18 protein-coding genes and 1 pseudogene are annotated in these 13,932 nt (G+C 42.2%); 2 read left to right on the forward strand and 17 right to left on the reverse strand.

Features of this window, described 5'->3' with window-relative positions; translation table 11 throughout:
• Positions 1-172: 172 nt before the first annotated feature.
• The 5 genes from ACORHV_RS06375 to cdaA all read right to left on the reverse strand — a co-directional run bounded on the left by ACORHV_RS06375 (position 173) and on the right by cdaA (position 4,496).
• Entirely contained in the window at positions 173-1,021 is an 849-nt protein-coding gene (locus ACORHV_RS06375; protein WP_000762165.1) for a DegV family protein, read from the reverse strand.
• A gap of 2 nt (positions 1,022-1,023) precedes the next feature.
• Entirely contained in the window at positions 1,024-1,398 is a 375-nt protein-coding gene (locus tag ACORHV_RS06380; protein ID WP_001050092.1) for a DUF1149 family protein, read from the reverse strand.
• Between the two features lie 73 nt (positions 1,399-1,471).
• Complete coding sequence (gene glmM, locus ACORHV_RS06385) at positions 1,472-2,824, reverse strand: phosphoglucosamine mutase (protein WP_008292635.1); 1,353 nt, start codon at positions 2,822-2,824, stop codon at positions 1,472-1,474.
• 30 nt (positions 2,825-2,854) lie between these two features.
• Positions 2,855-3,652, reverse strand: a complete 798-nt coding sequence (locus ACORHV_RS06390) for a CdaR family protein (RefSeq protein ID WP_001230924.1) — start codon at positions 3,650-3,652, stop codon at positions 2,855-2,857.
• Positions 3,639-4,496: a diadenylate cyclase CdaA gene (cdaA, locus tag ACORHV_RS06395; RefSeq protein ID WP_001011081.1), complete on the reverse strand. Its 858-nt coding sequence runs from the start codon at positions 4,494-4,496 to the stop codon at positions 3,639-3,641. The genes ACORHV_RS06390 and cdaA overlap by 14 nt, the downstream gene beginning before the upstream one ends.
• 136 nt (positions 4,497-4,632) lie before the next feature.
• On the opposite strand from cdaA, the gene ACORHV_RS06400 reads away from it, so the two are divergent.
• A complete protein-coding gene (locus tag ACORHV_RS06400) occupies positions 4,633-5,601 on the forward strand; it encodes an NAD(P)/FAD-dependent oxidoreductase (protein WP_000081038.1) in 969 nt (322 codons plus the stop codon).
• Between the two features lie 31 nt (positions 5,602-5,632).
• Here the strand turns inward: ACORHV_RS06400 and whiA are convergent, their stop codons facing one another.
• The 10 genes from whiA to ACORHV_RS06450 all read right to left on the reverse strand — a co-directional run bounded on the left by whiA (position 5,633) and on the right by ACORHV_RS06450 (position 12,695).
• Entirely contained in the window at positions 5,633-6,544 is a 912-nt protein-coding gene (gene whiA / locus ACORHV_RS06405; protein ID WP_000011290.1) for a DNA-binding protein WhiA, read from the reverse strand.
• A complete protein-coding gene (locus ACORHV_RS06410) occupies positions 6,541-7,518 on the reverse strand; it encodes a YvcK family protein (RefSeq protein WP_001231066.1) in 978 nt (325 codons plus the stop codon). Before ACORHV_RS06410 ends, whiA begins: the two co-directional genes overlap by 4 nt.
• Positions 7,515-8,405 carry an RNase adapter RapZ gene (gene rapZ, locus ACORHV_RS06415; protein WP_000163039.1) on the reverse strand — a complete coding sequence of 297 codons (891 nt, stop codon included), beginning with the start codon at positions 8,403-8,405 and terminating at the stop codon, positions 7,515-7,517. The genes ACORHV_RS06410 and rapZ overlap by 4 nt, the downstream gene beginning before the upstream one ends.
• Positions 8,406-8,456: 51 nt before the next feature.
• On the reverse strand, positions 8,457-8,837 hold the full coding sequence (locus ACORHV_RS06420; protein WP_001140428.1) for a RidA family protein: 381 nt from the start codon (positions 8,835-8,837) through the stop codon (positions 8,457-8,459).
• A gap of 9 nt (positions 8,838-8,846) precedes the next feature.
• Positions 8,847-9,434, reverse strand: coding sequence for a ribosome biogenesis GTP-binding protein YihA/YsxC (yihA, locus tag ACORHV_RS06425; protein ID WP_000405203.1), 588 nt, complete (start codon positions 9,432-9,434; stop codon positions 8,847-8,849).
• 8 nt (positions 9,435-9,442) lie between these two features.
• Positions 9,443-10,675 (reverse strand): ATP-dependent Clp protease ATP-binding subunit ClpX, encoded by a 1,233-nt coding sequence (gene clpX / locus ACORHV_RS06430; protein ID WP_002874765.1) that lies wholly within the window; start codon positions 10,673-10,675, stop codon positions 9,443-9,445.
• A gap of 31 nt (positions 10,676-10,706) precedes the next feature.
• Entirely contained in the window at positions 10,707-10,877 is a 171-nt protein-coding gene (locus ACORHV_RS06435; protein ID WP_000442252.1) for a hypothetical protein, read from the reverse strand.
• Positions 10,877-11,383, reverse strand: a complete 507-nt coding sequence (locus ACORHV_RS06440) for a dihydrofolate reductase (protein ID WP_000162314.1) — start codon at positions 11,381-11,383, stop codon at positions 10,877-10,879. Before ACORHV_RS06440 ends, ACORHV_RS06435 begins: the two co-directional genes overlap by 1 nt.
• Positions 11,384-11,501: 118 nt before the next feature.
• On the reverse strand, positions 11,502-12,176 hold the full coding sequence (gene cmk, locus ACORHV_RS06445) for a (d)CMP kinase (protein ID WP_000849412.1): 675 nt from the start codon (positions 12,174-12,176) through the stop codon (positions 11,502-11,504).
• A 9-nt stretch (positions 12,177-12,185) separates the two neighbouring features.
• Positions 12,186-12,695, reverse strand: a complete 510-nt coding sequence (locus ACORHV_RS06450) for an SAG1386/EF1546 family surface-associated protein (RefSeq protein WP_434397851.1) — start codon at positions 12,693-12,695, stop codon at positions 12,186-12,188.
• 45 nt (positions 12,696-12,740) lie between these two features.
• Here ACORHV_RS06450 and ACORHV_RS06455 point away from each other — a divergent pair, with 45 nt between their 5' ends.
• The gene (locus ACORHV_RS06455; protein ID WP_004246691.1) at positions 12,741-12,944 is read left to right on the forward strand and encodes a ferredoxin; all 204 of its coding nucleotides are present in this window, start codon (positions 12,741-12,743) and stop codon (positions 12,942-12,944) included.
• 75 nt (positions 12,945-13,019) lie between these two features.
• Here the strand turns inward: ACORHV_RS06455 and ACORHV_RS06460 are convergent.
• Both ACORHV_RS06460 and ACORHV_RS06465 read right to left on the reverse strand, forming a co-directional pair.
• Positions 13,020-13,122 (reverse strand): annotated as a pseudogene (locus ACORHV_RS06460) (glycosyltransferase); the annotation flags it as partial.
• Positions 13,123-13,160: 38 nt separating this feature from the next.
• Positions 13,161-13,817, reverse strand: coding sequence for a hypothetical protein (locus ACORHV_RS06465; protein ID WP_371590174.1), 657 nt, complete (start codon positions 13,815-13,817; stop codon positions 13,161-13,163).
• Between the last annotated feature and the right edge of the window lie 115 nt (positions 13,818-13,932).

Raw genomic sequence — 13,932 nt, forward strand, 5'->3', positions numbered from 1 at the left:
TTTTTCACACAGGGTTCCAGGCGTGTTCAATTATCAAGATACAAAGGACGTTAGCTGCCCATGAAAAATAGGGAATGGCGCTGACTTGCCATGAAAGGCAAGACAGGCATCTTTTTTCAAGAGGCAGGTAGGCCGTGTTCAATTGCTAAGATACAAAGCTTGTAAGAACAATTTAGACGATTGGTGTATAGCTCAAGGCGATACTACCTTCTCCAAGGTGGGTCCCAATGACACTCCCAAAGGTATTAATTGGAATCTCAGAAGTCACACCACTCTCCATCAAAAGCTGGCGCAAATCCACTGCCTTTTGAGGAGCATTGCCATGGATGACTGTTATACGGTAGTCCCCATCTTTTGTCAACTCCTTGATGATTTCCACCAAACGTTTGATTGCCTTCTTTTCCGTACGAACTTTTTCGTAAACTTCAATCACACCTTGGTCATTAAAGTAAAGGATAGGCTTGATACTGAGGAGATTCCCTAAGATAGCTGCCCCATTTGACAAACGTCCTCCTTTAACCAAGTGGTCGAGGTCATCTACTATGATAAAGGCTGAATTATCAGCAATTTGGATCCCCAACTTCTCCTGAATCTGGGCAAAATCATCACCTTGTTCTGCCCATTCAAAAGCACTCTCTACCATAAATCCTAGAGGGGAACTGGTGATATGGGTATCTGGAAAGGCAATGGTCAAGCCATCATACTCATCCAACATGTATTGGATGTTCTGATAAAAGCCTGAAATTCCTGACGAAAGAAAGAGTCCCAAGACATGGGTATAACCCTCGTCTTTCAAAGAACTAAGAATCTCATCCAATTTGGCAATACTTGGTTGGCTAGTTTTAGGCAATTCTACAGACTGAACCATTTTTTGATAAAATTCCTCAGCAGTCAGATTGACACCTTCAACATACTCCTCCCCATCAATGTTAACAGGAATATCCAAGATAAATAGATTCTCTCTTTGCAGCGTCTTCTCCTCTAAATAGGCTGAAGAATCTGTAATGACAGCTAATTTCATGACTAAAACTCCAAATTGATCCCTGGAAGATCCAAGGCGATTTCTGTTACTTCATACGTCAAACGATTGAGCATGTTCAAACATGGACGTGCCAAGGTTTCGACTTCTTCTTGGTTAAATTCGCTTGGTTCGTTGACAATTCGACCTTCCACGTGGTTAACTTGAGAAATTGTTCCGCTGATGACAAATTTGTCAAAGACAATCATAAAACTCAAGATAACAACAAGCGAAGTTACTTGGTTTTCTTGGTCATGTTGGAGCAACTGAAAGTTCACGTCTACCTTGGTTTCAGGAGCTCCATTTTCATTTTCCCATTCAAAGTTACGAGCATCAAAGTGATACTGGCTAACAAATTCTTGTTCTCGTTTAAGATTCATTTTTCTCTCCCATTGCTACAATTTACTATGCAATTGTACCACATTTTTATCATTTCATCTAGTTTTCTAGGCTTTAGTCAATTCCGATTTCATCTTTAACAACAGCAGCAATCGTATCTACGTAGTAGTTCACTTCTTCTGTTGTTGGCGCTTCTGCCATGACACGCAAGAGGGGTTCTGTTCCACTTGGGCGGACAAGGATACGACCGTTCCCTGCCATTTCCTCTTCCATCTTTTCGATGATGGTTTTAATGGCTGGTACTTCCATGGCTTTTTCTTTCATGGCATTTTCCACTCGGATATTGACCAGTTTTTGTGGGTAAATCGTCACTTCTGATGCCAGTTGAGACAAGCTCTTGCCTGTTTCTTTCATGATTTTAGTCAATTGGACAGCTGATAATTGACCATCACCAGTTGTATTGTAGTCCATCAAGATAACGTGACCAGACTGTTCACCACCAAGGTTGTAGCCTGATTTTCTCATTTCTTCAACGACATAGCGGTCACCAACAGCAGTCACTGCCTTGTTAATACCAGCACTCTCCAAGGCCTTATGGAAGCCAAGGTTAGACATAACCGTTGTCACGATGGTATTTTGAGCCAACTGGCCTTTTTCAGAAAGGTATTTCCCGATGATGTACATGATCTTATCACCATCGACGATGTCGCCATTTTCATCAACAGCAATCAAGCGGTCACTGTCTCCGTCAAAGGCCAAACCAATAGCTGACTGGCTTTCTTTGACCACTTCTTGAAGAGCTTCTGGATGTGTAGAACCCACATTCAAGTTGATGTTAAGACCATCTGGTGTCTCGCCGATAACAGTTATTTGAGCCCCAAGGTCTGCAAAGATTTGACGAGCACTCGTAGACGCTGCACCGTTAGCTGTATCCAAGGCCACTTTCATCCCTTCAAGAGGAGTTCCAGTTGAAACAAGGTAGCCTTCATACTTACGCAAACCTTCTGGATAGTCCACCAAGGTTCCCAATCCTTTGGCACTTGGACGAGGAAGGGTGTCTTCGGCAGCATCCAACAAGGCTTCGATTTCTGCTTCTTTTTCATCATCAAGTTTGAAGCCATCCCCACCAAAGAATTTAATTCCATTATCAAGGGCTGGGTTGTGACTAGCGGAAATCATGACACCTGCACTGGCTCCCTCAGTTTTGACCAAATAAGCTACTGCTGGTGTTGCAAGGACACCGAGTTTGTAGACGTGAATCCCTACAGAGAGGAGACCTGCCACTAAGGCAGATTCTAGCATTTCTCCTGAGATACGTGTATCACGTCCTACAAAGACTTTAGGGGCTTCCGTTTCATGTTGACTAAGAACATATCCACCAAAACGTCCTAATTTAAAGGCCAATTCTGGCGTCAGTTCTACGTTTGCTTCTCCACGGACTCCATCGGTCCCAAAATATTTACCCATGTTGTTAATCATCCTTTTCTACTTTTTTATTTATTCTTGTTTAGACGAGTCTGGTTTTGTTTCTGAACTCGTTGAAGACGAGCTGCTAGTCGAGGACCCTGTTGATGAGGTCATAGACGAAGAACTCGAGCTAGACGATACTGTTTTGGTTGTAATTTTCATTGTAGTGTCAAATGGCATAATGACGCTTGGTAAGACATTTCCATTTTTATCGACTGCTTGTAGAGGAACAGAGGACGAGTAGTTTCTAGTTATCCGTTCACTCGTCGGTAAGATGGCAATGACACGATCTACTTTGGAGAGGGTTTCCTCATCACTAATAACCGTTACTTTTTCATCTGATACAGTAACGGTATCGATTTTCACGCGAGAATCAATCTGACTAGGATCAATCTCCGGCACAACAATGACATTGTCTCGTTTTGCTTTTTTACCAACCTTCACTGTTATCTTTTGCGGTGTCGCAACAGCCGTCAAACCACTCGGTAAATTTTCAATAGTCAGAGGAACTTCGATGGTTCCTACACTAGCATCAGAAAGATCAGCCGTCACCTTAAATTTGCGGGTACTTTCCTGCATCTCACTCGCTAAAGCAACTCTGTTTGAGCCTGTTAGAAAGACCGTCACCTCAGATGTAAAACCACTGATAAAATACTGATCACTGTCATACTGAATATCAATTGGGACATTAAGAACTGTGTTTGTATAAGTCTCCGTCCGCACCTGTCTGGCACTGTTGCTATTCTGATAGTTTGTCAATGTTGCATAGATAAAGAGAATGCAGGCGAAAAAGAAGGAAGAAATGATGTATAGACTATTTTTTCTCATGTTTCAATCCTCCTAGCAAGCGCTCTTTCAGACCTTGCTTTTTCTCTGATTTTGGAAGTAAGATTCTTCTTAACTCCGATTCAAACTCTTCCAAGGTCAAATCATGCTTAAAGACTCCATTATAGGTGATTGAGATTCCACCCGTTTCTTCCGAAACCACAAAGGTAAGAGCATCTGACACTTCCGACAAACCAATCGCCGCCCTGTGACGCGTTCCAAACTCCTTGGAAATCCCGGTATCTTCGGTCAGGGGTAGATAGGCTGAAGTGACGGCAATCCGGTCTTCCTTGATAATGACAGCACCATCATGCAAGGGAGTATTAGGGATAAAGATATTAATCAATAACTCGGATGAAATTTTCGCATCTAGAGGAATTCCAGTAGAGATATATTCCTGCAAGGTTCTCACTCGCTGAACAGCAACCAGAGCACCTATCTTACGCGGACTCATGTACTCGACTGATTTGACAAAGGCACGAACCATTTGCTCTTCTGCACTAATAGGGGCATTGTAGAAGAAATCAGTAGCTCGACCTAATCTCTCCAAACCAGTCCGAATCTCTGGCGAAAAGATAACCACCGCTGCGATAACCCCGTAGGTGATAATCTGATTGATCAACCATGAAATGGTCGTTAAGCCAATCATATTGGACAGAATCTGACCTAGAATAAAGACCAAAACTCCCCGAACCAAGATCATGATTTTAGTCCCTGCAATCGCTTTGGTAAAATGATACAAAATATAAGTCACAATCAAAATATCAATCAGATTGATGACTATCGTCCAAGGACTTGAAAACAAACTCGTCCAGTATTGCAAATTGGATAATTGTTGAAAATTCATCCCTGGCCTCCTCCCTGTCAAAACACTTTCCGTACTATTATACCATTTTCTGCTCATTTTTTCCCCATCCTACTTCATTTTAAATTAAGCAAAATTATGATAAAATAAACTGACTAGAAAAAACGAAGGAGAAATCATGTCTCAACTCTATGATATTACCATTGTAGGTGGCGGTCCTGTCGGCCTCTTTGCTGCCTTTTACGCTCACCTACGCCAAGCCAAAGTCCAAATCATCGACTCTCTTCCCCAGCTCGGTGGTCAGCCTGCCATCCTCTACCCTGAAAAGCAAATCCTTGATGTGCCAGGTTTTTCAAACTTAACTGGAGAAGAGTTAACCAAGCGTTTACTTGAGCAGCTAGATGGCTTTGACACACCTGTTCACCTCAACGAAACTGTTCTTGAAATAGAGAAACAAGATCAAGGTTTTACCATCACAACCAACAAGGGCAGCCACCTGACCAAAACAGTCATCATTGCCATGGGTGGTGGTGCCTTTAAACCTCGTCCGCTCGAATTAGATGGCGTCGAAAACTATGAAAATATCCACTACCACGTTGCCAATATCCAGCAATACGCTGGTAAGAAAGTGACCATCCTTGGTGGAGGGGACTCAGCAGTTGACTGGGCATTGGCTTTCGAAAAAATCGCCCCAACTACTCTTGTTCACCGTCGAGATAACTTCCGTGCCTTGGAACACAGTGTGCAAGCCCTACAAGAATCATCTGTGACTATCAAGACACCATTCGTTCCTAGCCAACTCCTTGGAAATGGAAAAACACTTGATAAACTGGAAATCACAAAAATCAAATCGGATGAAGCCGAAACGATTGAGGTAGACCACCTCTTTGTCAACTACGGCTTCAAGTCCTCTGTCGGAAATCTTAAAAACTGGGGTCTAGATCTCAACCGCCATAAGATTATTGTCAATAGCAAGCAGGAGTCAAGCCAAGCTGGAATTTACGCTATCGGTGACTGCTGCTACTACGATGGTAAGATTGACTTGATTGCAACAGGTCTTGGTGAAGCACCAACTGCTGTCAACAATTCCATTAACTACATCGACCCTGAGCAAAAAGTACAACCCAAACACTCAACCAGTTTATAATAAAAGAACCACGGATCAACGATTCGTGGTTTTATAGTTCATCTGCAATCTTGTTTATTTTTCTGAGTCTGTGGTTGACACCACTTTTGGTCAGGGGATTGCTCAGGCTATCCGCCAACTGCTGGATAGAGTAGTCTGGGTGCTGGATCCGTAAGCGAGCCACCTCCTGCAAATCCACTGGTAAATTTTCCAAACCCATTCTATCTTTGATTTTACTGATATTGTTGATAGTCTTCATACTAGCAGAAACCGTTCGAGCGATATTGGCTGTTTCAGCGTTATTGGCTCGATTGAGATCATTACGGGTTTCACGCAAAATCTTGACGCGCTCAAAATTATCACGCGCCTGCATGGCCCCAATCACAATCAAGAAATCCATAATGTCTTCTGCCCGCTGGAGATAGGTAACTGCACCTTTCTTTCGCTCAATAACCTTAGCGTCCAGCAAAAACTGCTGGAGGAGAGAGGCCAATCCTTGTGCATGGTCCAGATAAACGGAACTAATCTCCAACTGATACTTACCAGACTCCGGATCTCGGATGCTACCATTTGCCAGAAAGGCCCCACATAAGTAAGCACGACCAGCTTCTTCATCTGCTAAAATATCAGGATCAATGCCTGTCTCCAAACCAAAGAAAGAATCCGCAAGTCGCAAATCAGCCAAAAGCTCCTGCACCCTCTCATCGGTATAGACCGTGTAGACACGATTCTTGCGAAGATTGCTTCTCTGATGGTGTCGAATTTCTGACTTAATCTCATAAAAATGGAGAAAGGACTCATAGAGATGCCGAGCCAACTTAGCATTTTCAGTCACAACAGACAAGGTCAGGCCAGAAGTCGAGAGACCGATACTGCCAGACATCTTGATGATGGCAGACAATTCATGACGACTGAGATGGTGTTGACCAAGAATTTCTTCTTTTACTGCAACTGTAAAACTCATTTTCTCACCTGTATGATGCGCATCAATTCGTCTACAATCAAATCGCCATCATGGAAGGCTCCTCCATTTTCCAAACGAAGGAAGTTGGATGAAATCACACGAGGAACCTGCTTGCAAAGACCAGCAAAATCATGCTCTACCTGAACCAAATATTCATCAAAACGGTTGGTATCCATGTATTCTCTAGGAACCTTCTCGATATTCACCAAGACCGTATCGATAAAAGGCCGACCTAAGTGTCGATGGAGGACTTCCACGTGGTCACTGTCTGAAAAGTACTCTGTTTCCCCACGCTGGGTCATGATATTGCAGACGTAAGCGATCTCTGCCTTAGTCTCCAAGAGAGCCTGCCCAATCTCCTCAATGACAATATTGGGCAAAATCGATGTAAAGAGGGAACCAGGCCCCAAGACGATCATATCACTCTCGAGGATAGTATTGACCACTCGACGGCTGGCTTGGGGTGTTTCATCATCCAAGGTATTGGTCACATAGACATGGTCGATCATACCTGGATGATCTGCAATGTGGCTCTCACCTGCCACCTCAGAACCATCTTTAAAGACTGCATGCAGTGTCAAAGGCTGATCGCTTGAGGGGTAGATTTTTCCTGTTGTGTGGAAAAAGAGACTTAGCAGCTGCATGGCATTATAAGTGGACCCTTGCATTTCAGAGAGCCCTGCTATGATGATATTCCCCAGTGGATGACCCGCAAATGCTCCGGCCTCTTCTGAGAAACGGTACTGAAAAACCTTCTCATAAAACTTGGGCATATCCGACATGGCCACAAGGACATTACGGAGATCACCTGGTGGTGTCAGCTGTTGGATATTCTTTCTTAGCTCACCAGAAGATCCACCATCATCAGCTACCGTTACGATGGCTGCGATCTCAACATCCTTTTCTCGCAAACTTTTCAAAATGACGGGGATACCTGTTCCTCCACCAATTACCGTTATCTTTGGTTTTCTCATGAACGGTTTACCGTTTCCTTTCTTCTGTCTTTGTCACGATGGCTTTCATTGACAGGCCAGTTTTTAGCAAGGTCCTCAGCGATTCGTTTTGCAAAGGCAACACTACGGTGCTGTCCACCTGTACATCCTACTGCAATGGTTAAAACAGACTTGCCTTCTTTTTTGTAACTTGGCAAAATGGGTTCAATCAAAGCGAGTAAGTGCTGATAGAAACTTTCAGACTCTTCATGATTCATCACATAGTCATAAACTGCTTGATCCTCACCTGTCTGATTGCGGAGTTCCGGAAGGTAGTATGGATTTGGCAAAAAACGGACATCAAAGACCAAGTCTGCATCGATAGGAATACCATACTTGAATCCAAAAGACATGACCTCGATACGGAAAGACTGGGCTTGTTCTTGGTCTGAAAATTGCTCAGCAATGGTTTTACGAAGTTCACGTGGGGTGAGTTCTGTCGTATCCACCACATTTTGGCTCATGTTTTTCAAAGGTGCCAAAAGTTCACGTTCCAGCTTAATGCCATCTAAAATTCGACCATCTGCAGCAAGTGGGTGACTCCGTCTGGTTTCCTTGTAACGGGCTACCAATTCCTTATCTGCTGCGTCTAAAAAGAGGATTTTGAAGTCCAAATCATCTTGGTTTTCCAATTCATCCAAAACAGCCTGAATCTCTGAAAAGAAGGAACGACTACGCATATCGACTACTAGGGCTAACTTATGGTCATCATCCTTGGTCTCTACCAACTGCAAAAACTTTGGCAAGAGGGCTGGCGGCATATTGTCAATGGTAAAATATCCCAAATCTTCGAAGGACTGAATGGCTACTGTTTTCCCTGCGCCACTCATCCCTGTCACAATCACCAGGTGAAGTTGTTTCTTTGTCATCTATCTCTCCTTATATCAAAAAAAGTTTGGCAGAGCCAAACTTCAACTAGCTTATCCAATCTCTGCGATCACTTCAATTTCGACTTTTACATCACGAGGAAGACGTGCAACCTCTACAGCTGAACGAGCTGGAAATTCCTCTTTAAAGGCAGTCTGGTAAACCTCGTTAAAAGGAACAAAGTCATTCATATCGCTCAAGAAGCAAGTTGTTTTAACAACATGGTCAAAGTCTGTTCCTGCTTCTGCCAAAATAGCACCGATATTTTTCAAGACTTGTTCTGTCTGTTCTTGGATTGTTTTTCCTACAATTTCTCCAGTTTCAGGAGATAGGGGAACTTGACCGCTAGCAAACAAAAGATTGCCAACGATTTTCCCTTGAACATAAGGTCCGATAGCCTTTGGAGCTTTGTCTGTATGAATTGTTTTTGCCATTTCTTTCCCTCACAATTTTTCTAATATTGCATCCCAAGCCTGATCCATCCCTGCCTTGCTGACAGATGAAAAGAGGATGAAGTCGTCACTTGGGTCAAAGTTTAATTTCTTTTTAATTGCTGATTCGTGCTTGTTCCACTTACCACGGGGAATCTTATCTGCCTTAGTCGCAACGATGATAACCGGAATCTCATAATACTTGAGAAATTCATACATCTGTACATCATCTGCTGACGGGTCGTGGCGGAGATCCACCAGACTGACCACGGCACGGAGATTTTCCCGAGTGGTCAAATACTCCTCAATCATGCGCCCCCATTTTTCACGTTCCTTTTTAGAAACGCGGGCATAGCCATAACCTGGTACATCCACAAAACGCATCTTGTCATCAATGTTAAAAAAGTTGAGTAGCTGGGTTTTCCCAGGTTTTCCTGATGTACGAGCCAGATTTTTGCGGTTGAGCATGGTGTTGATAAAGCTAGACTTGCCAACATTTGAACGCCCTGCTAGGGCAATCTCTGGCAGTTCATCCTGCGGATAGTGAGACTTGTTTGCCGCACTGAGCAGGATTTCAGCATTGTGTGTATTGATTTCCATAGTCACCTCTAGGCTGTTTCTAGGATTGGTTTTTCCGTTCCATCAACAGCTTCTTTTGTGATGCGGACCAATTTCACATTTTCCTGACTTGGCACTTCAAACATAACATCTAGCATGGTTTCTTCAATGATTGAGCGAAGACCACGCGCACCAGTTTTGCGTTCGATGGCTTTATTAGCAATCTCTTGAAGGGCTTCGTCGTCAAATTCCAACTCAACGTCATCATAAGAAAGTAAGGTTTGGTATTGTTTCACCAAGGCATTTCTTGGTTCTTTCAAGATGCGAACCAAGTCATCGACCGTCAATTGCTCAAGAGCAGCAAAGACCGGCAAGCGTCCAATCAACTCAGGGATAATACCGAATTTTTGAATATCTTCTGCGATGATTTCTTGCATGTAAGAGCTATTTTCATCAATCGCCTTGTTATTTTGACCAAATCCGATGACTTTTTCACCCAGACGCTGTTTAACGATTTCTTCGATACCATCAAAGGCACCACCCACGATGAAGAGGATATTCTTGGTATCTACCTGAATCATCTCTTGTTGCGGATGTTTGCGTCCACCTTGAGGCGGTACGCTAGCGACAGTTCCCTCGATAATCTTGAGAAGAGCTTGTTGTACCCCTTCACCCGAAACATCACGTGTGATAGACACGTTCTCGCTCTTCTTGGCAATCTTGTCAATTTCATCCACGTAGATAATTCCACGCTCTGCACGTTCGATGTTAAAGTCAGCAGCCTGCAAGAGTTTGAGGAGGATGTTTTCCACGTCCTCACCCACATAACCAGCCTCAGTCAGAGCTGTCGCATCTGCGATAGCAAAAGGCACATTTAAGCTCTTAGCCAAGGTTTGGGCCAAGAAAGTTTTCCCAGAACCAGTTGGGCCAATCATCAAGATGTTTGACTTCTGCAAATCCACATCTTCTGACTCTTCACGCGTATCGTGGAAATTGATGCGTTTGTAGTGGTTGTAAACTGCCACTGCCAAGGCACGTTTGGCACGATCTTGACCGATAACATAGTGGTTCAAGATATTGAGGAGCTCGATTGGTTTTGGTACTTCAGACAAGTCTGCCAAGACTTCCTCAGCCAACTCCTCCCGAATGATTTCCTGGGCCAATTCCACACATTCATTACAGATAAAGGCATTATTCCCAGCGATTATTTTCTTTACTTCTTCTTGGCTTTTGCCACAAAATGAGCAATAAACCATCATATCATTTTTCCTATTTGTAGGCATGATTTCCTTCCATTCTAATTTATCATTCTATCTAAAATAAGGTCATATAAAAAGCGTGGACACTATTGACCAGATTGGTAAAAGCATTCAACCAGAGTAAGGCAGACAGTCCATAGCGCTTCTTACGAAAAGCCTGTGCTCCAGTCAAAATACAGATCACACACAAAAAAGCTGTAAAAAATCCAAATATACTGCGCTCCATTAGACTTCCTTTCTCTTTCGGTATTGGATGGTGAAATCATAGTTGTTTTTCTCATCTCGCTCATAAGATTTGCTTGCGACTGTCTCAAAAAGAGACAAGTCAAAATCCTCAGGGAAATAGGTGTCTCCCTCCACCTGAGCATGAATCTGTGTCACGATGATTTCATCTAAATAGGGCTCAAAAGCCTGAAAAATCTGTTTTCCGCCAATGATATAGAGATTTTTTCCCTGACTCTGATACCACGCTAAAACAGACTCCACATCTTGAAATACGAGCGCCCCATCTATGACTTCTTCGCTATTGCGCGTTAAAATCAAGGTTTGCCGTTTTGGAAGCAGACGACGTCCCATGCCATCAAAGGTCACTCGACCCATCAGTATAGCATGATTTAAAGTTGTTTCCTTAAAATGTTGCAACTCTGCTGGCAAATGCCAAGGGAGACGATTTTCTTTCCCAATCACACCTTTTTCATCTTGGGCCCAAATGGCTATGATTTTCTTTGTCATGCTTCCGTCCTTTTTATTGATACTACTATTTTATCAAAATTCTCCCAAAAAGGCTGTTTTGAAACGCGCGCAAAAGAGAGAAAAGGAGCAGGCTTCATTCAGCCTGCTCCTATCGTCCCTAGGACATATATTTTTTTGCTTCTGATTCGATTTTTTCAACCACTTCTTGGATACTTAGTCCAGTTGTGTCAAGGTAAACTGCATCCTCAGCCTGTTTGAGAGGTGAGGTTTCACGGTGACTATCCTTGTAGTCACGCTCAGCAATCTCTTCTTTCAACGTTTCAAGGTCTGTTTCAATCCCTTTAGCAATATTTTCCTTGTAACGACGCTCTGCTCTTTCTTCAACAGAAGCCACTAAGAAAATCTTGAGTTCAGCTTGTGGTAAAACAACTGTCCCGATATCACGCCCATCCATGACGATACCACCTTGCTGAGCAATCTCTTGCTGGAGCGAAACCAGTTTCTCACGCACCTCAGGAATGGCAGCGATGCTTGAAACCTTGTTGGTCACTTCATTTTCACGAATCGGATGGGTAATATCAACATCTCCTACAAAAACAAGTTGCTCACCTGTTTCTGAACGTCCAAAACTAATGGGGTGTTGGTTAAGAAGCTCAAGAAGTTGGTCTACATTTTCTGCATTCAACTGGTGCTTGAGCGCTATATAAGTCGCAGCACGGTACATAGCACCTGTATCGAGATAAGTATATCCAAAATCCTTAGCGACAATCTTTGCGACCGTACTCTTGCCACTCGAAGCTGGACCATCGATAGCAATTTGAATTGTCTTCATGACCGACTCCTATCTTGTCTTAATCACATCACCTGGGTTGGCAAACCAAGATCCAGATGACATGTGAGAAGGATTTAGGGCTTCTAGCTGGGCAATGGAAATCCCTGCACGTTGAGCAAGAGCTGCTTCTCCCTCTCCAGGCTGTACTGTAAGTGTTCCTTCACCCTCTGTAGTATGTTCTTCCGAACTGCTCTGTGAAGGTGTTGATTCAGAAGAAGCTGTTTCCTCTACCTTGCTACTTGAAGATGATGATGCTTCCACTTTAGAACTTGCACTTGTAGAAGGAGACGATGCATCATAGAAGTCCTTCAAAGATGAAGTACGATTGCTTCCTCCGGTTGATAGGTAAATCAATACAACTACCATTGCTACAACAATTACAAAGAAGAGGCTAGCTAGAACCGTCAAGACACGATTCGCAACAACGCCTTTCCCTTTTTGTTTCCGGTGTCGACGCTCTGATCTTGTTTCTTCCTCATTGTTTTCGTAAATATCTTCTTGCCACGGTTCTTTTTCCATACCTTACTCCTTGTTTTTTTTACATTTTCTTATTACAATATAAATATGAAACTCACACTTATACCCGAACGGTGCATCGCCTGCGGGCTTTGCCAAACCTATTCTGAACTCTTTGATTACCATGATAATGGAATCGTTCGCTTTTACGATGATCCAGTCGAATTGCAAAGAGAAATCGCTGAGACCAGCGATGTTCTGGAGGCCATCAAAAATTGTCCTACACGTGCACTCCTAAAAGATCCATCGTAGGAAGCAGGAAATAAATATAATTGATTTCTTCTCATTTTTCCCACACTTACTAGTTTAGCATATTTCTAGGTAAAATTATAGTCTTTTTTGGTTATTTTTTTCCTTCAACAAGAGAAAGGTCACTTTTTTCTTTGACGAGATAGAGTGGTCTTTTTTTGGTTTCTAGATAGATCTTACTGCAACTTATAATCTAAATTTCTCAATGAGAATAGACTCCTACCATTCTATTTCCTTTACTTTCTTTACAAATTCGTCCCACTCTTGTATACAATCTTTGGATAAACATATATCCGTATAATTGAACGATAAATCTTTAATACTCTTCCACAAATCAAAAGAATTTTTCGCTTTTTCTGTTTCTATTCTTTTGTTAACCATTTCAATAATTGTGTTATCTATCTCTTCCTTGTCATCTAAACTTAGAAATCTCCATTCAATTCCATTTGTATAAATTACTTTTTTATACCATAAAAGGTCTCCAATAAGTTGTCCCATCTCTTGTTCATTCTTTTCAGTTATATGTTCAAAGCTGTCCGATATGGTTGATTTGATTTCTTCCTCTGTAATTAAAGGATGATTTAAATTCTTAACTTCCACGCATCCTCGAAGTTTCTTCCATTCTTTAATTTCTATACTTTTTCTGGATTCGTTTTCATAAGTCTTATCTAAAATAACTATATCAGGAAAATTACTTAGACCATAATATATTTGTCCCATATTACTCTTTCTTCTTCCGAAGACATATCTTTTTGATAAACTATCTTTTAAAGTTGGCTTAATTATGTCAGCAACTATAGAATACAATTCAGCTTCTACATTATTTTGTTTCTTAATAAGTCCGATTTCTTCAGTATAATCCTCTTTACTTAGCATAAAATAATCCTCCTAATTTTTTTATTTCTTAAGTTTCCACTTTTGCAGTAAATATCCCTACATAAATCCATTATACCGTATCAAATCCCTAGTTACTTTAAAGACCACCAAAAAC

The sequence above is a fragment of the Streptococcus sp. KHUD_016 genome (genome assembly GCF_051106465.1).
GTDB lineage: Bacteria > Bacillota > Bacilli > Lactobacillales > Streptococcaceae > Streptococcus.

Coding starts and splice junctions, on each gene's coding strand:
- ACORHV_RS06375 (WP_000762165.1), bottom strand. CDS start 1,021: ATGAAATTAGCTGTCATTACAGATTCTTCAGCCTATTTAGAGGAGAAG.
- ACORHV_RS06380 (WP_001050092.1), bottom strand. CDS start 1,398: ATGAATCTTAAACGAGAACAAGAATTTGTTAGCCAGTATCACTTTGAT.
- glmM (WP_008292635.1), bottom strand. CDS start 2,824: ATGGGTAAATATTTTGGGACCGATGGAGTCCGTGGAGAAGCAAACGTA.
- ACORHV_RS06390 (WP_001230924.1), bottom strand. CDS start 3,652: ATGAGAAAAAATAGTCTATACATCATTTCTTCCTTCTTTTTCGCCTGC.
- cdaA (WP_001011081.1), bottom strand. CDS start 4,496: ATGAATTTTCAACAATTATCCAATTTGCAATACTGGACGAGTTTGTTT.
- ACORHV_RS06400 (WP_000081038.1), top strand. CDS start 4,633: ATGTCTCAACTCTATGATATTACCATTGTAGGTGGCGGTCCTGTCGGC.
- whiA (WP_000011290.1), bottom strand. CDS start 6,544: ATGAGTTTTACAGTTGCAGTAAAAGAAGAAATTCTTGGTCAACACCAT.
- ACORHV_RS06410 (WP_001231066.1), bottom strand. CDS start 7,518: ATGAGAAAACCAAAGATAACGGTAATTGGTGGAGGAACAGGTATCCCC.
- rapZ (WP_000163039.1), bottom strand. CDS start 8,405: ATGACAAAGAAACAACTTCACCTGGTGATTGTGACAGGGATGAGTGGC.
- ACORHV_RS06420 (WP_001140428.1), bottom strand. CDS start 8,837: ATGGCAAAAACAATTCATACAGACAAAGCTCCAAAGGCTATCGGACCT.
- yihA (WP_000405203.1), bottom strand. CDS start 9,434: ATGGAAATCAATACACACAATGCTGAAATCCTGCTCAGTGCGGCAAAC.
- clpX (WP_002874765.1), bottom strand. CDS start 10,675: ATGCCTACAAATAGGAAAAATGATATGATGGTTTATTGCTCATTTTGT.
- ACORHV_RS06435 (WP_000442252.1), bottom strand. CDS start 10,877: ATGGAGCGCAGTATATTTGGATTTTTTACAGCTTTTTTGTGTGTGATC.
- ACORHV_RS06440 (WP_000162314.1), bottom strand. CDS start 11,383: ATGACAAAGAAAATCATAGCCATTTGGGCCCAAGATGAAAAAGGTGTG.
- cmk (WP_000849412.1), bottom strand. CDS start 12,176: ATGAAGACAATTCAAATTGCTATCGATGGTCCAGCTTCGAGTGGCAAG.
- ACORHV_RS06450 (WP_434397851.1), bottom strand. CDS start 12,695: ATGGAAAAAGAACCGTGGCAAGAAGATATTTACGAAAACAATGAGGAA.
- ACORHV_RS06455 (WP_004246691.1), top strand. CDS start 12,741: ATGAAACTCACACTTATACCCGAACGGTGCATCGCCTGCGGGCTTTGC.
- ACORHV_RS06465 (WP_371590174.1), bottom strand. CDS start 13,817: ATGCTAAGTAAAGAGGATTATACTGAAGAAATCGGACTTATTAAGAAA.